We start from the raw sequence: 20,967 nt of genomic DNA, 5'->3' as shown, positions 1-20,967 counted from the left end.
GAACCGGATCGACCGAGCTTCTGGGCGACCACACCCGCACACCCTCCCCGTAAAACGAGGTATGTCATGCGCACGCCCCAGCCGAGCCGTCGCTCCGTACTCGCCGGAACCGCGGCCGCCGCCGCGCTCACCGCCCTCCCCGCGCTGGAGACCCCCGCCCACGCCGCGGAAGTCGACGCCGACGCCGCCGCCACGGCATACCGATGGCGCACCGCCGTGATCGGCGGCACCGGCTTCGTCACCGGCATCCTCTTCCACCCGACGACGCGGGGCCTCGCCTACGCCCGCACGGACATCGGCGGCGCCTACCGCTGGGACGACCGCAAGGCCCGCTGGACCCCGCTGACCGACCACCTCGGCTGGGACGACTGGAACCTCCTCGGTGTGGAGGCCATCGCCATCGACCCCGCCCACCCGAACCGCCTCTACCTCGCCCTCGGCACCTACGCCCAGTCCTGGGCCGGCAACGGCGCGATCCTCCGCTCCGACGACCGCGGCGCCACCTGGTCCCGCACCGACCTCACCGTGAAGCTCGGCGCCAACGAGGACGGCCGGGGCGCGGGCGAGCGCCTCCTCGTCGACCCGCGCGACAGCGACACCCTGTGGCTGGGCACCCGACACGACGGCCTGCTCAAGTCGACCGACCGGGGCGCCACCTGGGCGAAGGCGACAGGCTTCCCGGCGACCCCCAGCGCCACCGGTCAGGGCGTCACCCTGCTCGTGGCCGCCGGCCGCACCCTCTACGCCGGCTGGGGCGACGGCGACGGCACCTCCGCCAACCTCTACCGGACCAGCGACGGCGCCACCTGGGAGGCCGTCCCCGGACAGCCCACCGGCACCTCCGCCAAGGTCCCGATCCGCGCCGCGTACGACAAGCACACCCGTGAGCTGTACCTGACGTACGCCGACGCGCCCGGCCCCAACGGCCAGTCCGACGGCAGTGTGCACAAGCTCCGCACCACCACCGGCAAGTGGACCGACGTGACCCCCGTGAAGCCGGGCGGCACGACGACCGGCGGCTCCACCGACGCCTTCGGCTACGGCGGGGTCGCCATCGACGCCTGCCGCCCCGGCACGGTGATCGTCTCCACCAACAACCGCTGGACGGAGGTCGACACGGTCTTCCGGTCCACCAACGGCGGCCGTACCTGGACGTCCCTCAAGGACTCCGCTGTCTTCGACGTGTCCGAGACTCCTTATCTCAAGTGGGGCAACGACAAACCGAAGTTCGGCTGGTGGATCCAGGCGGTCGCCCTCGACCCGTACGACTCGAAGCACATCGTGTACGGCACCGGCGCGACCCTCTACGGCACCCGGGACCTCAAGCACTGGGCGCCGCAGATCCGGGGCCTGGAGGAGACGTCCGTGCGCCAGCTGATCTCGCCTCCGGTCGGAGAGGCACACCTGATCAGCGGACTCGGGGACATCGGCACGATGTACCACGAGCGGCTCACGGCGTCCCCGTCACGAGGCATGGCGTCGAACCCCGTGTTCGGGTCGGCGACGGGGCTGGCCCAGGCCTCGGCGAAGCCGTCGTACGTGGTCCGCACCGGCTGGGGCGACAACGGCAACGGCGCCTACTCCAACGACGGCGGGCAGACCTGGGCGCCCTTCAAGGCCCAGCCCGACATCGCCAAGAACGCACCGGGGCCGATCGCCACCAACGCCGACGGCAGCGCGCTGCTGTGGTCCTTCGTGCACTGGGACGGCACGAAGTACGCAGCCCACCGCTCCACCGACAACGGCGCGACCTGGTCCGAGGTCTCCTCCTTCCCGAAGGGCGCCACGCCGGTCGCCGACCCGGCCGACCCGACGCTCTTCTACGCATACGACACCGACACAGGAACGCTATACGCCAGCACTGACAGTGGCCGTTCGTTCACGGCCCGTGCGACCGGACTGCCCAAGGGTGACACCCAGTTCAAGCTGGTCGCGGCCCCCGGACGCACCGGTGACCTGTGGCTGAGCGTGAAATGGAACGGGCTGTACCGCTCCACCGACGGCGGCGCGAGCTTCTCGAAGGTCGACAGCTGCTGGGCCTCGTACACCCTCGGCTTCGGCAAGGCCGCCCACGGCGCCGACTACCCGGCGATCTACCAGGTCGGCTCGACCGAGACCATCACCGCCGTCTACCGCTCCGACGACGGCGCCAGGACCTGGACCCGCATCAACGACGACGCCCACCAGTGGGGCTGGACCGGCGAGATCATCATCGGCGACCCGCGTGTGTACGGCCGTGTGTACCTGGCGACGAACGGGCGCGGCATCCAGTACGGGGAGCCGGTCTGATGCCGGAGGCGACACAGCCGGACCCGAAGCGCACCACCCCGCCCGGCCGGGGCGACGCCACGCGCCCCACCCTCGCCCACGCCACCCGGGGCCGCGTCCTCTTCGGCGGCGACTACAACCCCGAGCAGTGGCCCGAGGAGGTCTGGCAGGACGACGTACGCCTCATGAAGGAGGCCGGCGTCAACTCCGTCACCCTCGGCGTCTTCTCCTGGGCCAAGCTCGAACCCCGCCCGGGAGAACGCGAGTTCGGCTGGCTGGACCGGCTGATGGACCTGATGCACGCCCACGGCATCGGCGTCGTCCTCGCCACGCCCACCTCGTCCCCGCCCCCGTGGATGGGCCGCCTGCACCCCGAGACCCTGCCACGCGACGAGAACGGGCAGATCGAGTGGTGGGGCTCCCGCCAGCACTTCGCACACTCCAGCGCCACCTACCGCCGCTACGCCGCCGCCATCACCGAGGACCTCGCCGCCCGCTACGGCGGCCACCCGGCCCTCACCATGTGGCACATCAACAACGAGTACTGCACCTACGACTGGGGCGACGAGGCCGCGGCCGCGTTCCGCAGCTGGCTCCAGGACAGGTACGGCACGCTCGACGCCCTCAACACCGCCTGGGGCACGGCCTTCTGGAGCCAGGGGTACGGCGACTGGTACGAGGTGCTGCCCCCGCGCCGCGCCCACTACATGCGCAACCCCAGCCACGTACTCGACTTCAAGCGGTTCACCTCCGACGCCCTCCTGGAGTGCTACCTCGCCGAGCGCGACATCGTCCGCCGGCACACCCCGCACATCCCGGTCACCACCAACTTCATGCCGATGTGGGTGGGGCAGGACGCGTGGCGCTGGGCGGAGGAGGAGGACGTCGTCTCCGTCGACATCTATCCGGATCCGCGTGATCCGTTCGGCGCGCAGAACGGGGCTCTCGTCCAGGACATGACCCGCTCGCAGGCGGGCGGCGGCCCCTGGATGCTCATGGAACAGGCTGCGGGACCCGTCAACTGGCGTGGCGTCAACCACCCCAAACCACGCGGGCTCAACCGCCTCTGGTCCCTCCAGGCCGTCGCCCGGGGCGCCGACGCCGTCTGCTACTTCCAGTGGCGGCAGTCGCGGCAGGGCTCGGAGAAGTTCCACTCGGGCATGGTCAGCCACGCGGGCGAGCATGGGCGCACGTTCCAGGAGGTCAAGCAGCTCGGCGCCGAACTCGCCGCCATCGGCCACGAGGTGACGGGACAGCACATCGACTCCTCCGTGGCGCTGCTGTTCGACTGGCACTCCTGGTGGGCCGGCGCGCAGGACGGCCGCCTCTCGTCCGAGGTGGACCTTCCACAGATCGTACGGTCCTGGCACCGCGCCCTCTGGGAGGCCCACCTCACCACGGCCTTCGCGCACCCCGAGCACGACCTCTCCGGGTACGGACTCGTCGTCGTACCTCAGCTCTACCTGCTCACGGACACGGCGATCGAGAACCTCCTCGCGTACGTACGCGACGGCGGCACCCTCGTCTGCGGCTTCCTGACCGGCGTCGCCGACGAGGACGACCGGGTACGGCCCGGAGGCATGGACGCGCGCCTGCGCGAACTGTTCGGCATCCGCACCCTGCACGAGTGGTGGCCGCTGGACGCCGGGGAGAGCGTCGACTGCGACGGTTTCCCCGAGGGCTCTCAAAGGGGCTCTGAAGAGGGCTTCCAGGGAAGTTTCCGGGGGACCTTGTGGTCCGAGGAGATCGAGGCGGCGGACGCGGACGAGGTCGCCCCGTACAAGGGTGGTGAACTCGACGGGCTTCCGGCGGTGCTGCGGAAGGGGCGTGCCTGGTACGTCTCCACGCTGCCCGAACCCGCCGATCTGCGCGCCCTGTTGACACGGGTGGCGGCGGACGCGGGGGTGCGGCCGGTGCTCGACGGGCTGCCCGACGGGGTCGAGGCGGTACGGCGGGGCGAGGCGCTGTTCGTGCTCAACCACGGCCGGGACGAGGTCACCGTCGACGTACCGGGCACCCACCGCGACCTGCTGACCGGCGCCGAGGTCACCGATTTGCTGACCCTCGGCCGGTACGGCGTGGCGGTGCTCACATCATGACCATGGACAACTCGAACCCGACCGACAGAGCCACCCGGCACGGCACTTGGGAGCCGACCCCGGCCGCCCGCTGGGAGGACGCCTTCCTGAGCGGCAACGGCCGACACGGCGTGATGGTGTTCGGCGACCCGACCGACGACCGTGTCATCGTCAACCATCACACCCTCGTACGCCCCAACGGCGGCGAACGGGCTCGGCCGCCACGGCTCGCCGACGGACTCGCCTCGCTGCAGGACCGGCTGCTGGCCGGGGACGTCACGGCCGCCGAAGGGTTCACGGACGGGCGGGAGTTGCAGTGGGTGCAGCCCTTCCACCCCGCGTTCCAGGTGCGGCTGAGGCGGGCGGAGAGGGTGGAAAGTGCGGAAAGTGCGGAAAGGGCGGATGCGGAACGGAGCGGGCGGCGCGGCTACCGTCGCTCGGTCGACTTCACCACCGGAGTCGTCGAGGCGGCCTGCGAGGGCTGGCGCAGCCGGGTCTTCGTCTCACGCGCCGACGACGTGATCGTCCAGCACGTCACGGGACCCCGGCTCACCCTGGACATCGACCTGGACCACCGGCTGCCGAGCGCGCCCACCGACCTCAGGGTCGGACACGGTGCGGTCCTCACCCCCGAGGGTGCGTCGCTGAGCCTGCGCGCCCGCTACCCGGGGAGCGACCGCGCGTACACCGGCACCACGCTCGTCGTCGTCACCGGCGGCCGCACGACACTCACCCCGCCCGGCGTCCATGTGGAACGGGCCCAGGCGGTGCTACTGCTCACCCGGGTGCGACGGCACACCGGCGAGCTGGACGGGGTGGCGGAGAGGCAGGGGCTGCGGGGGTTGCTGCCCGAGGGTGCGGAGGCGGATGACTGGCCCTGGCTACTGGACCGGCATGTGGCGCTGCATGGGCCGGCGTATGGGCGGGTGTCGCTTGAACTCGGGGGTGGTGGCGGGGCGGGCGAAAACGAAGGTTCGTTCTCGCGTCGAGGTGGGCAAAGCGAAGGTTCGTTCCGTGGTGGCGCCGAAAACGAAGGTTCGTTCCGGGCGGCCAACGAAAACGAAGGTTCGTTCCGTGACGCTGACAACAAAAACGAAGGTTCGTTCCCGGCCCCCCGCAACCAAAACGAACGCTCCCTCCCCGGCTCCGACCTCCTCCGCCACACCCACTCCCACTCGAGCCCCCACTCGAACCCCCACTCAAACCCCCACTCAAACCCCCACCCCCACACCCCCGCCCTCCTCGAACGCCTCTTCGCCGCCGGTCGCTACCACCTACTCTCCTCCAGCGGCCTGCTTCCGCCCCGCCTCGTCGGCCTGTGGACCGGCGACTGGAACACGGCCTGGGCGGGGGCGTTCACCAACGATGCCAACCTCAACCTCCAGACGTCCTCCGCGGCGGCAGCCGCCCTGCCCGAGGTCACCGAGGCGCATGCTTCCCTGATCCACGGTCAGCTCGCCGACTGGCGGGACAACGCCCGGGCGATCTTCGGTGCCCGCGGTGTCGTCGCACCGCCGCACTCCGACGGCGAGAGTGGCCTGACGTACCACTTCAGCCGCGAGTACCCGCTGCACCTGTGGACGGCGGGCGCGGACTGGCTGCTCAAGCCGCTCGTCGACCACGACGAGATCCGCGGCGAACGCGACCCGCGCACCGCCTCCGCGCTCGCCGAAGTCGCCCTGTTCTACGAGGACTTTCTCACCCGCACCGACACCGACGGAAACATCGTCGTCGTCCCCTCCTACTCGCCCGAGAACCGTCCCGCGAACGCGAGCTGGGGGGCGATCAACGCGGCCATGGACCTGTCGGCCGCCCGGCACGCCCTGCTCACCGCCGCCGCGTACCACCCCGACCAGCCAGAGCGGGCGGACCGCTGGCGCGCGCTCGCCGACCGGCTGCCGCCCCACCGGGTCAACGCCGACGGTGCCCTCGCCGAGTGGGCCTGGCCCGGCCTCGACGACACCTACGACCACCGTCACCTCAGTCACCTGTACGGCGTCTGGCCCCTCGACGAGATCAACCCGTACGACACCCCGGACCTCGCGGCCGCCGCCCATCGGGCCCTCGAACTCCGGGGCGCGGAGAACGACTCGGCCCACGGTCATCTGCACCACGCCCTCGTCGCGGCCCGGCTGCGCGACGGCGAACGGGTCGCGCACGCGCTGGGCCAGGTCCTCGACGGGGACTTCTTCCACGCCTCCCTGATGAGCGCGCACTACCCGAAGCGTGACGTCTACAACGCGGACGCCGCGCACACCCTGCCCGCCGTGCTGATCGAGATGCTGGTGCAGTCGACCCCCGACCGACTGGTGCTGCTGCCCGCGCTCCCGAGGGCGTGTCCGACGGGCCGGCTGTGCGGCGTCCGTACGCGATTCGGGGCCGAACTCGACCTCACCTGGAGCCCGCACGAAATGACCGCGGTGATCCGCCCCACCCGGACCTGCCGCGTCGAACTCAGGACTTCGACCCGCGCCGAGCCGCTCGACCTCGTCGCCGGAGAAGACCGCGCCCTCACCCTGGGGGCGTGGTAGATCACCGCAATTCCCCGCATTTCCCCCCACCCATGGAAGGAACCGACACCCCATGGCAACAAGCACCCGCATCCGCACCCGCACGCTGAGCAGGATCGGCAAGGTCCTGCTGCCCCCCGCGCTCGCGCTCGGCGCCATCGTGGGCCTCGCCTCCGCCCCCGCCTCGGCCGCCGTCTGGAACAGCTGTGACCAGTGGGGCAACACGAGCCTGAACGGCTACACGCTCTACAACAACATCTGGGGCTCCGGCGGCGGCAGCCAGTGCATCTGGGCCAACTCCGGTACGAACTGGGGGGTCTGGGCCAACCACCCCAACACCGGCGGCATCAAGTCGTACCCCAACTCCAAGAAGGTGATCAACAAGACGATCACCTCGCTGGGCTCGCTGAACAGCACGTACAACGTCACGGTCCCGTCCTCGGGCGCGTACAACACCTCGTACGACGTCTGGGACACGGACTACGACTACGAGATCATGCTGTGGGTCAACTACAACGGCGATGTCGGCGCGCTCGGCACCTACCAGGGCAGCGCGACGCTCGGCGGCCACAGCTGGAACGTCTACAAGGGCCGGGTCACCCGCTCCGACGGCACCTACTGGGACGTCTTCTCCTTCCTGCGCACCTCGGACTCCACCTCCGGCACGGTCCAGATCCTCCCGATCCTGAAGTGGATCAAGGACACCAAGGGCTGGATGGGCAACGAGACCATCGGCGACGTGCAGTTCGGCTTCGAGATCACGTCGTCCTCCGGTGGTCTGGACTTCCGGACCAACAACCTGACCGTCAGCAGCAGTTGAGCACCCGGGGCCCGGGTCGACGCCGTACCCCCACGCGGCACCGGCCCGGGCCCCTCCGCGTCACCCTTCCTGGACGGTGAGGCGGACCAGCAGTACACCCGGCGTCCGCGGCAGTGACACACGCAGCGCGTCCCCGTCCCAGGCCGCCGAGCCCGACCCGTGCAGGACCTTCGCACCGATCCTCCGACCGGCCAAGTGCCCGATCGGAAGCAGCAGTTCGGCCTCCCCGCCGCGCCGCCACACCGACACGTACGACGGCCCGTCCGGCACCCTGAGCCCCAGCGCCGGCCACGCGTCCGTCCAGCCCGGCAGGCCGAGCGGCCAGAAGGGCAGGGCGCGTGCGAGATCGCCACGGATCGACTTGTAGGTGTTCAACGCGTCGCGTACGAGACCGAGTTGGTGTGCGGTCATGCGGTTGAGGTGGCCCGAGAGGTGGATGCGGCCGAGGAGGGCGCCGCCCAGGGTGAAGGTGATCAGGTCGTCGTCGTGGTCGGGCTGCGGATAGGCCCAGACGGCGCCCTGTTCCGGGGGGACCGCGGTGGGCGCGGCGGCGGCGATGGGCGGGAAGCGGAGCGGGTCCTGCTGGTCGCTGATGGACTGGAGCTGGGCCACGGCCAGGGTGGCGCCGTCCATGCGCATACCGCCGGAGGCGCAGTTCTCGACCACCAGACCGGGGTGGCGGTCCAGGATGTCGGACAGCCAGTCCAGGTAGGCGTGGGCGTGACCGAGGAGTCCGGCACCGGGGGAGAGGTCGCCGGGGGCGCAGGTGCCCGGGTCGACCACGATGTTGTAGTCGAGCTTCAGATAGCCCACGCCCCAGTCGCCGACGATCCGGTCCACCGTCTTGTCGAGATGGGCACGGGCGGCCGGGTGACGGAGGTCGAGCTGATGACGGCCCTGCTCGGCGAGGCGCACACCGTCGCGTTGGAAGAAGGCCTCGGGCGGGAGTCCGGCCGCGACCGGACTGCGCACGCCGACGACCTCGGGCTCCAGCCACAGACCGGGCACCATGCCGCGCTCCCGGATACGGTCCAGGACGGCCCGGATGCCGCTGTCGGCTCTGTCCCCTGATCCGCTGCCGGGGAAGCGGCGCGGCGACGGCAGCCACTCGCCCACGCTGTCCCACCAGCCGCCGTCCACCGAGTCGTCGTACCAGCCGGAGTCGATGCAGAAGACCTCCGCGCCCGCGCTCGCCGCCGCGTCGATCAGCGGCAGCAGCTTCTGCGTGGTCGGGTCGCCCATGAGGGTGTTCATGTAGTCGTTGAAGACCACGGGGAGGGTGGCGTGGTCCGGATGCGGACGGCGTAGGGCACGGCGGTACGAGGTGAGGGCGGCCCACGCGTCGTCGAACCCGGAGCCGAACCCGGAGCCGAACCCGGCGCCGGAGCCGGAGCCGAACCGGGATCCCGAGCCCGAGCCCGCCCCGGACCCGGACCCGGACGCGAATCCGGCCTCGGAGCCCGCCCCGGACCCCGACCCGGCCTCGACCCCCGCCCCTTGTCCTGAGCCCAGAGCCACCACCCCCGCCACCGTCGTGTACTCCGCACCCGGCGCCAGTCGTACCCGCCACTGGTGCTCGGCGTCCGTCGGACCGTTCAGGGCGAGATATGTGCCGTGCGCGCGTTCCCCCAGGTCCCAGCGCCAGCCGGCCGGTGACTCCACCTGCCACAGCCACACCCGGCCGCCGCCCCGTTCCGTCAACGCGCCCATCGGCAGATGGCCGTCGGTGGGCCAGCTGCCGCGCCCGGTGAGGGTGAGGGCGGCCCGGCTGTCGTGCTGGTGGACGTCCACGCTGATGTCGGCGACCGTGTCGCGCAGCGGCTCGGCGTACCAACGGCACTCCGCGAGCCAGTCGTTGCGAGCCCGGTGCACTTCGAGCGCGTCGGGGGAGGGCAGCCCGCCGAGCAGCAGGCTGCTGACGGACTGGACGACGAGGGGTTCCGTGCCGTCGTTGCGGAGGCGGACCCGGGAGCGCAGCACCGGGATCCCGGCGGGCGAGGACAGCTCGACGAAGGCGGTCAACTGCGTTGCCGGGTCGTGGAGTTCGACAGTCAGCCACTCCCAGCCGGGGCGACTGCCGACGCAGTGACCCCGGTACGCGAGCCGGGCGCCGAAGGCCGTACCGGTGAAACGCGGCCCGGACCAGCCGCTCCCATGGCCGACAGCGGTCAACTCGACCAACGGGAGCGCGACTTCGGGATCGGGGGCGCCGATGGGAGTCCCCCTGCTCGAACGAAGTGGGGAGTGGGGGAGGCCCAGCCGAACCAGCCGCAGGGTCCCGTCGGCAGCGGTGGCGAACGCGGCCTCCAGCGCCGAGTGCCCCCAAGTGAACGCGATGTGCGGGGAGTCGGAGCTCGTGGTCCTCGCTGAAGTCAAGACGCTTCCCTTCCTGGGCGGCTCGAGTGAATCCCTCGTTACGGTCTCTTGACGACTCCTGTGTGACCGGTCACAATCCTGACATGAATGTGACCGGTCACACAAGGCGCCCGGCGAGCATCAGGGACGTGGCGACCGCCGCCGGGGTGTCGTACCAGACGGTCTCGCGGGTGATCAACGGCCATCCCAGCGTCAAGCCGTCCACCCGAGAGCGGGTGCTGGCCGCCATCGACGAGCTGGGCTTTCGCCGCAACGCCACCGCGCTCGCGCTGGCCAGCGGCCGCAGCCGGGCCGTGACCGTGCTCACCGCCAACACCACCCACCACGGCTACGCCTCGATCCTCCAGGGCATCGAGGAGGCGGCCCGGGCGGCGTCGTACGCGGTCGGGATCGGAGTGCTGGAGTCGGCGGACGAGGCCGCCGTCGCCGCCGAGGTGCAGCGGGCCGCCGACGCGGGCGGCGGTCTGATCGTGATCGCCTACGATCCGGCCGGTGTCGGGGCCCTCGCCGCCGTCCCCGCCGAGCTGCCGGTCGTCGGCGTGGTCGAGACCCCGGCCACCCCGCCCGGCGGCGACCGCCCCTGGGTGTGGACGGACGACCGCGAGGCCGCCTACGAGGCCACCCGGCACCTGCTCTCCCTCGGCCACGAGACCGTGCACTACGTCGCCATCCCGTCCAGCACCCGGCGCACCAGCGCCCGCACCAGCGGCTGGCGTCAGGCGCTGAAGGAGGCCGGAGCGCCCGAACCCCGTCCGGTGCAGGGCAGCTGGGGCCCGGCGGGCGGTCACACGGCGGGGCTGCGGCTGGCGAAGGACCCCTCCGTCACCGCGATCCTCTGCGGCAACGACGACCTCGCCCTCGGTGTGCTGCGGGCCCTGCACGAGACCGGTCGTGCCGTACCCGGCGAGGTCAGCGTGGCCGGCTTCGACGACGCCCCGCACTCCGCCTATCTGACCCCGTCCCTGACGACCGTACGCCTGGACTTCACGGGCCTCGGCCGCTCCGCGTTCGCCCTGCTGCACGGCGTGCTGGAGGAGTCCGCGCAGGTCGCCCCGCACCCGGTGTCCGTACCGGAACTGGTGGTGCGGGAGAGCTCGGCGCCACCGCCCGCCAAGGCCTGAACACCCCGTACGAGCACAGTCGTTCCGCATCCTGCCCTGCCCTGAACCACCCGTTCTTGAAAGGCGAAAGGCGCACGATGAAGACAAGAGCCCTCCCCGCCCTGGCCCTCATATGCGCTGTGGGCCTGGCCGCCACCGCGTGCAGTGACCCCACCGCCGGTGACTCCGGGGCCTCGGACGCGAAGCAGACCGCCGTCGACCCCACCGCCCGGCTCGACGGCGTGAAGCTGACGATGTGGACCGCGCAGAACACGGTGGGCGCGCCCAAGCAGGTCGTCGAGGCCTTCGAGAAGGCCACCGGTGCCGAGGTGGAGACCCAGGCGGTCCCGGACCCCTACGAGTCGAACGTGCCGACCAAGCTGGCCTCCGGCGACCGCCCCGATCTGATGTTCTGGCAGCCGTCCATCTCCACGCTCCCCTTCATCCAGCCGAAGCAGAACCTCCTCACCCTCGACAAGGAGGAGTGGGTCTCCAAGCTGGGCGACACGGAGAAGTCGCTGGGCGTCATCGACGGCAAGCGGTACGCGGCCATCGTCACCACCCCCGCCATGCTCGGCGTCTACTACAACAAGGACGTCTTCAAGAAGGCCGGGCTGAGCGAGAAGGACTTCCCCAAGTCGTACGACGAGCTGCTCGCCCTCGGCCACAAGGTCATCGACAAGACCGACGCGGCCGCCTTCTACGAGGCCGGCGGCGACAAGTGGCCGTTGCAGTGGCAGATGCAGATCCAGCTCACGGACCTCGACAAGCAGTGGTGGGCCGGGCTGAACGAGAACAAGGAGAAGTGGACCGACCCGGTCGTCGTCGGCGCGATCAAGAAGTACAAGGAGAAGCTGCTCGACGCCGGGCTCGCCCAGAAGAACTACAGGACGGGCACGTTCACCGGGCAGGCCGACGCGCTGTGGAAGGGCGAGGCCGGCATGGTCCTCAACGTCACCTCCTTCCAGAGCCAGCTGCAGGCCAAGTACTCCACCGCCGAGATCGACAAGAAGATCGGCTGGTTCCCGATCGCCAACTCCTCGGCCACCGGCCTGTACTCGCCCGACCAGACCAACGGCGTCGTCGCCTTCAGGACCGGTGACGACAAGCGGCAGAACGCGGCCCGGCAGTTCCTCGCCTTCTGGCTCGGCCCGGACTACGCCGACTACATCAAGACGATGAAGATCCCGTCCGTGCAGCCGTCCGTACCCACTCCGGAGGGGCTCCCGCAGACGTCGAAGGACCAGGTCGCGGCCTTGCCCACCGCCATCGGCGTCTTCCAGGCCAAGGCGATCGTCGCCCCCGACACGCACCTGTACCTCGCCGACATGCTCTACGACAAGAAGAGCCCGCAGCAGGTCGCCCAGGCCATCCAGGACCAGTTCGCGCAGGTGGCCAAGGCCCAGGGCGCGCCCGGTTTCTAGCCATGGCGGACACGGTCGTACGTACACGTAAGCAGCCCGCCGTGACGGGCGCACCCAAGGCCGTCGGACGGCTCCCGCGCGCCGCCGTGCACCACCCCTGGTGGTTCGCGCTCCCCGCGGTCGTCGTCTTCGCGGGCTTCTTCCTGGTGCCCAACCTGCTCAACTTCTACTACCCGTTCACCGACTGGTCCTCGTACCACCCGGACATCGCCTTCGCCGGCCTCGACAACTTCAGGACCATCGCCGACGACGGCACCCTCGTCCGGGCCATCCGCACGACCCTCCTCTACGCCCTGCTGGCGGCGCTCTTCCAGAACGGCTTCGGGCTGGTGCTGGCGCTGCTGCTGGAGGACGACACCCGCTTCAACCGCTTCTTCCGTGCCGTCTTCTTCCTCCCGGTGCTGATCTCGGCCCTCGCCACCGGTTACGTCTTCCAGGCCCTCCTCGACCAGGACGGCGCCGTCAACTCCGTGCTCGGCGCGGACGTCCCCTGGCTGGGCTCGACGACCTGGACACTCGTTCTCGTCACCCTCATCCACGGCTGGAAGTGGATGGGCCTGTCGATGCTGATCTATCTGGCGGGGCTGAAGGGCATCCCCGGCGACATGCTGGAAGCGGCCCGGATGGACGGCGCCGGGCCCTGGCGGACGTTCTGGTCGGTGCGCTGGCCGATGCTCGCGCCCGCCCTCACCTTCAACGTCACCACGGCGCTCATCGGCTCGATGAACACCTTCGACATCGTGCAGGCCACGACGGGCGGCGGGCCCGCGGGTTCCACCGAGGTCTTCAACATCTACATGTTCCGAGTCTTCGGACAGGGCCTTTACGCCCAGGCCTCCGCGATGAGCCTCGTTCTCTTCCTGGTGGTGGTCGCGGTGGCGGTCCCGCTGGTCGTGGGCCTGCGGCGAAGGGAGCAGCTCCTGTGAGCCCTTCCGTCCTCTGGCGGTACGGCCGACCGGCCCTGGTTCTCCTCCTCGCCGGCCTCGCCGTCGGCGTCCCCCTCTGGCTGGTCCTCGTCACCTCCGCCAAACCGCAGGCGGAGGCCATCAAGCCCAACCTCGACCTGCCGGCGCACTGGCAGCCGGGCAGCAACTACGACGACGCCGTCGGCCAGGGCGAGATGCTGCGCGGCCTCCTCAACTCCCTGCTCGTCGTCGTCCCCTCGGTGGTCCTCGTGCTGATCCTGGGCGCGGGCGCCGCCTGGGTCTTCGCGCGCCGCAGGTCCAGGCTGGTCTCGGCGGCGTACGCGCTCTGCATCAGCGGACTGCTGCTGCCGCCCGCCGTCATCACCATCGTGATGGAGCTGCGGCAGCTGGGCCTGGCCGGCACCCGGCCGGGAATGATCGCCGTCTACACCGGCATGTACCTCTCCACCTCCATCTTCTTCATGACCGGCTTCATCCGGTCCATCCCGATGGAGCTGGAGGAGGCCGCCCGGATCGACGGGGCGAAGCCGTCCCGGATCTTCGTCCGGATCGTCCTTCCCCTGCTCAGACCGGTCATCGCCACCGCGACGATCATGGTGATGCTCTACGCCTGGAGCGACATCTTCTACGCCTTCTTCGTGCTTGGCGGCGGCGAGCGGGCCACGCTCCCGCTGGGCCTCTACAAGGTCGCCAGCGCCCAGCTCTATCTCAACAACTGGCATCTCGTCTTCGCGTACGTCGTGGTGATGAGCCTGCCGATGGTCGCCGTGTTCCTCGTCGGCCAGCGCAAGATCGTGTCCGGAATCACCAGTGGAGCCGTCAAATGACTGGAGGTCCAGCAGAGTGATCACCCCCACCCGCACGCGAACCCGTACCAGCAACCGCACACGTACGAGATCCCGCACCAGAATCGCCCTGGTCACCGCCCTACTTGGAGTCACCGCAATGGCAGGCACCCTCCCCGCCACCGGATCGTCCGCGGCAGCCGCCGCCGATCCACAGCGTCTCACCGTCGACCTCTCGGCCTCCGAGGGCCCGGTGCTGCGCGGAGCCAACGGGGCGCTCTACGGACTCAGCGACGACGGCGTGCCCAGCGACGCGGCCCTCGCGCCCCTGAAGATCACCAGCATCTCGCAGAAGCCGGAGGGCGGCGCCCAGCACCCCAACGGTGACGCGCTGACGGTCGCCAAGTCCTTCTTCCGCAGCGGCGGCGGCGAGGTCCTGGTGATGATGCAGGACATCTATCCCAAGTGGCCGTACGACGACCTCGGCATCGAGGACTACCTCCCCAAGGTCGACAAGATCGCCAAGGAGGTCTCGGCCGCCCCGAACAGCGACCGTTTCGTCTACATCCCCTTCAACGAACCCGATCTGATCTGGTACGGCCTCAACGCCTCCGACCAGTCGAAGTACGAGGCCAACCGCGACCGGTTCCTCAAGGACTGGAAGACGGTCTTCCAGCGCATCCGCGCGATCGACCCGGACGCGCGCATCGCGGGCCCGAACGAGTCCGGCTACCACTCCCGCCTGATCACCGACTTCCTCGCCTTCGCCAAGCGCGAGAACGTCCTTCCGCAGATCATGACCTGGCACGAGCTGGGCTCGGGTTCGCTGCGCGACTTCCAGGGTCACTACGACAATTACCGTGCGATCGAACGGCAGTTGGGGATAGACCCGCTCACGATCAACATCGACGAGTACGCCAACCGCCGCGACCTGTCCGTCCCCGGCCAGCTCGTCCAGTGGGTCTCGATGTTCGAGCGCAACAAGGTGTACGCCAACCAGGCCTACTGGGACGCCGCCGGCAACCTGGACGGCAACGTCGTCCGCTCCAACATCCCGAACGGCGGCTGGTGGTTCTTCCGCTGGTACGCGGGACTGACCGGCGACACCGTCAAGGTGACCCCGCCGCAGGCGAACACCATCGACACCCTCCAGGGCCTCGCCTCCCTCGACACCTCCCGCCGCCAGGCCCAGGTCCTGCTCGGTGGCTCCGCGGCGGACACGGACGTGGCGATCCAGCACGTCCCCCGGGCCGTGTTCGGCCGTACGGTCACCGCGACCGTCGCCGTAACCGATTGGACCGGTTACGAGGGACAGCACGCCGCCCCGCGCGTCCTCGCCCGTACGAAGGTGAAGGTCGCGGACGACGGCACGGTGACCGTCCCGCTGCGCGGCCTGCACAAGATGTCCGCCTACCGGATCGTCCTCACCCCCGGCGGCTCCGGCACCCCGTCGGCCGCGTCCGTCCCCTGGTCCGCCTCCTACGAGGCCGAGGACGCCGCCATCACCGACGGCAAGGTCTACACCCAGGGCACGGTGAGCAACGCCAACGGCTACGCGGCCTCCGGCACCAAGGACGTCGGCTCGCTCAACACCGCGAGCAGCAAGGTCGAGTTCACGGTGTCCGTCCCGGCGGACGGCACGTACGACCTCGCGATCCTGTACGGCAACCAGTCCGGCACCCCGGCCACCCAGAAGCTGTCGATCGACGGCGGCGCCCCGGTCACGGTCACCTACCCGTCCACCGAGAACTGGACCTACCGCGCCAAGAAGGACGTCACCGTCGAACTCCCGGCGGGCACCCACCGGCTGACCCTCGCCAAGGGCGACACCGAGGTCACCCTCGACCGCATCGACCTCACCGCCCGCACCACCACGCCCGCCGCCTCCTACGAGGCCACGCTCGCCGACATCAGCGGGAAGCCGTCGTACGACTACTCCTCGTCGGCCGGTGTCGGCACCGGCGCCCTCGTCCTGCGCTCCGGTGACAAGGCCGTCTTCGACGTGTACGCCCCGCGCGACGGCTACTACACGGTGGTGTCGCGGGCGTCGGCGCCGGTGCGGCTCGCACTGCACGGCGAGACGGTCGCGGCGGCACCCAGCCGGCCGCTGCGGCTGTACCTCGTCGCAGGCAACAACCGCGTCGCCGTGACCGCCAAGCACGCCGCCGTCCGCTCCCTGCACATCTCGGGCGACGGCTCGGCGAAGGGCACGCTCTCCTACGAGGGCGCCTCGGCGGTCCTCGCGGGCGGCGCCAAGCTCGTCGACTCGGCGTACGCCTCCGCCGGCTCGTACATCGGATGGCTCGGCAACAGCCCCACCAGCACCGCCGAGTTCACGGTGGACGCGCCCAGGGCCGGCCGCTACGTCCTCGTCGTCCACTACGCCCACAACGACCGCCGCGACAACGGCCACGCCTACAACACCGACATCATGTCCCGTACGGCGGACATCACCGTCGGGGCCGCCGAGCCGCGCAGGGTCACCTTCAAGAACACCTGGAGCTGGGACGACTACTGGACCGTGGGCGTCCCGGTCGACCTGAGGAAGGGCGCCAACAAGGTGACGTTCGGCAACGCGGGCGCATGGGCCCCGAACATCGACAGGATCGAGCTGGGCCGGGTCGTCGGCTAGGACGCACAGACGGCTCGAAGGCCCTCGGCGACCACGGGAACGCAAGACCGGTCACCGAGGGCCTTTCCCGTGTCTCAGGCCCCGTCGACATCCGCCCGCAGCGCGTTGTATTCGGTGAACGCCGACTCGACGTCCTCGCGCGTCAGGCCGTAGCGGGCCAGGTCGTAGTGGTGGGGGCGCTTGCCCCTGAGTTTGGTGGCGACCCCGGGCAGGCGGGCCGCGTCGGCGTCGGTCCAGCGGGCGCCGACGGCGTCGTAGAGCTTCGGGGCGCCCGAGGCCGGGTCGGAGCCCAGCCAGGAGTACGGCACGTCCACCACCGCGTCCTGAGGAATGCCGGCCCGGGCCGCGAGACCCCGCCGCACCGAGCGGCTCAGCAGGTCGAGCCAGGTGGCGCCGAGGTGGCGGAGATCGACCTCGCGCCGCCCGGTGATCATGCCCTAGGCAGGAGGAACGTGCACTCCTCGGGGCCCTCGGCCGTCATCGGGTGGATGTCCCGCAGGGGCGGGGTGAGGAGGTGCGCCGCGTCGAGCGTCCGGCGGGCCGTCGTGACGGCCTTCTTCCGCTGCTGCGTGGAGGGTTCGAGACCGGGGGCGATCAGCTCCCACAGCAGCGGACAGCGGTGGTCGTCCGAGAGGGACAGCACGCTGTGGGTGAGCGTGGTGGCGGTGCGCGGCAGGCCCACCACGAACACCGGCCGCTCGACGGGCTCCCGCTCGATCCCGGGGTGCTCGGCGATCAGCCGCCGTATCCGGGCCCGGTTGGTCAGATGCCTGCGGACGTGCGCCTGCGCGGCCTGCCAGCCGACCGGACTGAGACCCTCGTCGCCCGCCCACTCACGCGGCAGGAACCGGAAGCCGTCGACGAACTCCTCGTCCCCGTCCGCCTGCCCGGCCTTGGCGACGATCCGCTCGAAGGCCCGGTCCGCGTCGTGCCGTGAGCCGAGCGCCGGCCGCAGTAACAGATTGGCCAGCGTCAGGGGCAGGGGAGTGGAGGACACGTGGAGGCTTCCTTTCCGAAGGCGGGCGCGGTCACGGGCACCACTGGTGGGGGGCGCCGGTGATCATCCTGCCCCGCGCGCCGCCACCTCCTTCTCCCCGGGTACCGCCCCGGCCGTACCGTCCCCGTACCGCCCCCGCAGCTCCGACAGCACACCGAACGCCGCCGCCGTGAGCGGCACCGACAGAAGCATGCCGAGGATGCCGGCGATCGAGGCGCCCGCCGTGAGGGCCAGCAGGATCGCCGCCGGGTGCATCTGCACGGTCCGGCTGTGGATCATCGGCTGGAGCACGTTCCCTTCGAGCAGCTGCACCAGGAAGACCACGCCGAGCGCCCACAGCGCGGTCACCAGACCCCGGTCCGCGAACGCGACGAGGATCGCCACCGCGCCCGACAGGAACGCGCCCAGATACGGGATGTACGCCCCGACGAACACCAGCGCCCCGAGGCCGATGGCCCCCGGCACCTGGAGGATCAGCAGACCGATGGCGATGCAGACACCGTCGATGAAGGCGATGAGCGTCGTACCCCGCATGAACCCCTCGATGGCCTGGAAGGCGCGCCGGGCCATCACCTCCAGCGTGTCACCGGTGCCGCGCGGCGCGAGCGAGTGCAGGGACGCGACCGCCTTGTCCGAGTCGCGCAGGAAGAAGAACATCAACAGCATCGCCAGGATCGCCGTCGCGACGAACTCGCTGATGACACCGACCCCGCTGAGCACCCCGGAGGCCGCGGTGCCGCCGAACTTCGACAGCAGGCTCTTGGCGTTCTTCGCGAGGTCGTCCAGCGAGGTCCCGGCCAGCCCGAACTCGTCGCTCAGCGACTTCGCCGCGTCCCGCAACGAGTCGATGATCTGGTTACCGGTGTCGATCAGCGCGGACACCACGATGTACCCGGCGCCACCCATCACCAGGACCACAGCCGCGCAAGTGAGCCCGGCGGCAAGGGACTTGTTGAACTTCATCGCGACCAGCCGCCGGTAGAACGGCCCGAGCAGCGCCGTACCCAGCAGCGCGAGCAGCACGGGCGTCACCGCCGTCTGGAACGTGATGCACAGCCACACGCCCACCGAGATCACACCGGTGACGAGCAGCGTGAGCGCGCTCCACACGGCTATGTGCCGGGCCGGCCCGGGCAGAAAGCCCGGCGGCACGGCCCCCGGCCCCTGCCCGGCGACGACCGGAGCGGGCTCGCCGGCCACCGCCGGTGCCAGGGGCACCCCCGCGCTGCGTATCGTCGTACGCGTCCGGTGCATCGGCCCGCGTACCGGCCTTCTCGTGGGGCCGCCCGGACGACCCGGCCGTCCCCCGCGAGGCTCTCTGCGGGGGTCTCCCGTACGGCTGCTCATGGTGCACTCCTGAAGATCACGCCTGTCCGTGGCCGCCATAGCGTAGACCCGGCCCCGCGACGCGATCGGGCCCGGGTGCCCCCGAGTTGGCGCCCTCCGGCACACCGGAGGGTCACCGCGCGCGCGGTGCGGGACGGCCGGGCGCCCGGCGCGGTCAGCCGAGCAGCCGGGCCACGACGCTCCGCATGGCCCGCTCCACGGCGTCGCGCACCCGCTCGGGGTCGTCGATCGTGTCGAACGCGTGCCGCCCCTCCGGCACGTCGATCACCTCGACCTCGGCCCCGCACTCCTTCGCGGCGGTCAGGAACTCCTCGACCGTGGCCGCGATCTCCGCGTTCTCCAGGCCCGCCCGGGTCAGCACCAGCGGCAGCCGCCCCGCACCCGCCACCGCCTCGGCCGGACGGAAGCGGCGATCGACGGCACCCCAGGCGGGCAGCGGCGCGAGGACGGGATATGACGCCGCCACGCACCTCAGCCACGACGGCGGATCGGCGAGCGCGTCGGCGAGCAGCAGACCGCCGCCGGAGAAGTACCACACGGCGATGCGCTCGGCGTCGACACGCGGGTCGGCCCGCAGCAGCGCGACCGCCTCCGCGACGTCCTCGGCGGCGAGCGGGTAGTCGTCGAGGCCGTGCAGCCGGTGGTCGACGGTCGCCCCGACCACACCCAGACGCGCGGCGTGACCGGCGTACCCGACGAAGACCGGCCAGTCGCGCGGCGTCGGCCGCAGCTCGACGGGCACCGGGCCGCCGTGCACGAACAGCACGGCGGGCCGAGGCCCATCGGCCACCGCCCGGTCGGGGAGGTACAGGTCGACCCGCCCGACCCGCTCACGCGGCCGCTCCGGTACGTCCAGCACGAAGGGCCGCAAGTACGAGGGCACTTCGGCGGTCGCGGTGATCCGGTGCCCCTCGTCCCGCGCCGCCGCGAGCAGCACGGCCGTCAGTTCCTCCGGGCAGGACAGCATCGGCCAGTGCCCGGTGGCGAGTTCGAAGAAGGTCACCTCGGGGCGGGCGAGAACCTGGAACTGCGGCAACCCCGTGGCGACCATGTCCTCGATCAGCGCGATGTTCAGTCCGCTCCCGGTGCACAGGACTCCGGTGTTCGGCAGTCCCGCGCCCGCGCCGGAGAGCCGGAGCGGTCGGGTGAGCGTGCCCACCGGCTGCGGCGCGGCGAGCCGGGTCAGCCGGGCCAGCGCCTCGTCGGTGAGCCCCTCGGTGCTGCCCCAGCGCCGCCACTCCTCGGCGGACGCGGGCGCGGCGACGAACGGACCGTCGCCCTCCGCCGGGTCCAGCACCCGCGCCCGGATCTCCTGATCCGTCACCGACTGCAGGGCCGTGTCCCCGTCCCGTGGCATGCCCGCGTCCAGATACACGACCCGGCGGATCCGCTCCGGTCGGCGGTCGGCGGCGCCCAGCACCGGGTGGATGCCGTAGTCGTGGCCGACGATCACCGCCTCCGGCGCGGCCACGCCGTCGAGCACCCGCAGCACATCCTCGATGTGCGTCTCCAGATCGACGCCGGAGCCCGCTTCCTCCCGGCGGTCCCCCATGCCGGTGAGCGTCACCGGATGCACCTCGGCCCCCGACTCCCGCAGCCCTTCGGCCACTTCGTGCCAGATCCTCGCATCGGTGAAGCAGCCCGCCACCAGTACGAACGCCGTCATGAACCCCTCCTCGGCCAGTCCCGTCCACCCGGGCCGCC

Annotated in this window: 14 protein-coding genes; 9 read left to right on the top strand and 5 right to left on the bottom strand. The window is 70.9% G+C overall.

Annotated elements, in window-relative coordinates; translation table 11 throughout:
• Nucleotides 1–66: 66 nt before the first annotated feature.
• From SGFS_RS18855 to SGFS_RS18840, 4 genes are read left to right on the top strand one after another with little or no spacing between them, the layout of a single operon-like run.
• Nucleotides 67–2,289, top strand: coding sequence for a WD40/YVTN/BNR-like repeat-containing protein (locus SGFS_RS18855; protein ID WP_286251779.1), 2,223 nt, complete (start codon nucleotides 67–69; stop codon nucleotides 2,287–2,289).
• A complete protein-coding gene (locus tag SGFS_RS18850) occupies nucleotides 2,289–4,367 on the top strand; it encodes a beta-galactosidase (protein WP_286251778.1) in 2,079 nt (692 codons plus the stop codon). Before SGFS_RS18855 ends, SGFS_RS18850 begins: the two co-directional genes overlap by 1 nt.
• The gene (locus SGFS_RS18845; RefSeq protein WP_286251775.1) at nucleotides 4,364–6,877 is read left to right on the top strand and encodes a glycosyl hydrolase family 95 catalytic domain-containing protein; all 2,514 of its coding nucleotides are present in this window, start codon (nucleotides 4,364–4,366) and stop codon (nucleotides 6,875–6,877) included. Before SGFS_RS18850 ends, SGFS_RS18845 begins: the two co-directional genes overlap by 4 nt.
• A gap of 52 nt (nucleotides 6,878–6,929) precedes the next feature.
• Complete coding sequence (locus SGFS_RS18840; RefSeq protein ID WP_286251774.1) at nucleotides 6,930–7,676, top strand: glycoside hydrolase family 12 protein; 747 nt, start codon at nucleotides 6,930–6,932, stop codon at nucleotides 7,674–7,676.
• Between the two features lie 60 nt (nucleotides 7,677–7,736).
• Here the strand turns inward: SGFS_RS18840 and SGFS_RS18835 are convergent, their stop codons facing one another.
• Complete coding sequence (locus SGFS_RS18835; protein WP_286251773.1) at nucleotides 7,737–10,052, bottom strand: glycoside hydrolase family 36 protein; 2,316 nt, start codon at nucleotides 10,050–10,052, stop codon at nucleotides 7,737–7,739.
• Between the two features lie 83 nt (nucleotides 10,053–10,135).
• On the opposite strand from SGFS_RS18835, the gene SGFS_RS18830 reads away from it, so the two are divergent.
• From SGFS_RS18830 to SGFS_RS18810, 5 genes are all read left to right on the top strand, one after another.
• Nucleotides 10,136–11,173: a LacI family DNA-binding transcriptional regulator gene (locus SGFS_RS18830; protein WP_286251772.1), complete on the top strand. Its 1,038-nt coding sequence runs from the start codon at nucleotides 10,136–10,138 to the stop codon at nucleotides 11,171–11,173.
• A gap of 77 nt (nucleotides 11,174–11,250) precedes the next feature.
• Nucleotides 11,251–12,576, top strand: a complete 1,326-nt coding sequence (locus tag SGFS_RS18825) for an ABC transporter substrate-binding protein (protein ID WP_286251770.1) — start codon at nucleotides 11,251–11,253, stop codon at nucleotides 12,574–12,576.
• 2 nt (nucleotides 12,577–12,578) lie between these two features.
• Nucleotides 12,579–13,502, top strand: coding sequence for a carbohydrate ABC transporter permease (locus SGFS_RS18820; protein ID WP_286251768.1), 924 nt, complete (start codon nucleotides 12,579–12,581; stop codon nucleotides 13,500–13,502).
• Nucleotides 13,499–14,329 carry a carbohydrate ABC transporter permease gene (locus SGFS_RS18815; RefSeq protein ID WP_286251766.1) on the top strand — a complete coding sequence of 277 codons (831 nt, stop codon included), beginning with the start codon at nucleotides 13,499–13,501 and terminating at the stop codon, nucleotides 14,327–14,329. The genes SGFS_RS18820 and SGFS_RS18815 overlap by 4 nt, the downstream gene beginning before the upstream one ends.
• A 118-nt stretch (nucleotides 14,330–14,447) precedes the next feature.
• Complete coding sequence (locus SGFS_RS18810) at nucleotides 14,448–16,919, top strand: CBM35 domain-containing protein (RefSeq protein WP_286251765.1); 2,472 nt, start codon at nucleotides 14,448–14,450, stop codon at nucleotides 16,917–16,919.
• Between the two features lie 74 nt (nucleotides 16,920–16,993).
• Here SGFS_RS18810 and SGFS_RS51440 read toward each other — a convergent pair whose 3' ends face one another.
• The 4 genes from SGFS_RS51440 to SGFS_RS18795 form a co-directional block, all read right to left on the bottom strand.
• Complete coding sequence (locus SGFS_RS51440) at nucleotides 16,994–17,353, bottom strand: sulfotransferase (protein WP_350284006.1); 360 nt, start codon at nucleotides 17,351–17,353, stop codon at nucleotides 16,994–16,996.
• Nucleotides 17,350–17,916 (bottom strand): sulfotransferase, encoded by a 567-nt coding sequence (locus tag SGFS_RS51435; protein WP_350284005.1) that lies wholly within the window; start codon nucleotides 17,914–17,916, stop codon nucleotides 17,350–17,352. The genes SGFS_RS51440 and SGFS_RS51435 overlap by 4 nt, the downstream gene beginning before the upstream one ends.
• Before the next feature lie 63 nt (nucleotides 17,917–17,979).
• On the bottom strand, nucleotides 17,980–19,026 hold the full coding sequence (locus SGFS_RS18800) for an AI-2E family transporter (protein ID WP_286259972.1): 1,047 nt from the start codon (nucleotides 19,024–19,026) through the stop codon (nucleotides 17,980–17,982).
• 391 nt (nucleotides 19,027–19,417) lie between these two features.
• Nucleotides 19,418–20,929 carry an alpha/beta hydrolase gene (locus SGFS_RS18795; RefSeq protein ID WP_286251763.1) on the bottom strand — a complete coding sequence of 504 codons (1,512 nt, stop codon included), beginning with the start codon at nucleotides 20,927–20,929 and terminating at the stop codon, nucleotides 19,418–19,420.
• Nucleotides 20,930–20,967: the final 38 nt, after the last annotated feature.

Origin of the sequence: Streptomyces graminofaciens, assembly GCF_030294945.1 — a bacterium.
Classification (GTDB): domain Bacteria; phylum Actinomycetota; class Actinomycetes; order Streptomycetales; family Streptomycetaceae; genus Streptomyces; species Streptomyces graminofaciens.
The sequence above is the reverse complement of the archived record's forward strand: the minus strand, read 5'-3'. Positions and strand labels throughout refer to the sequence as shown.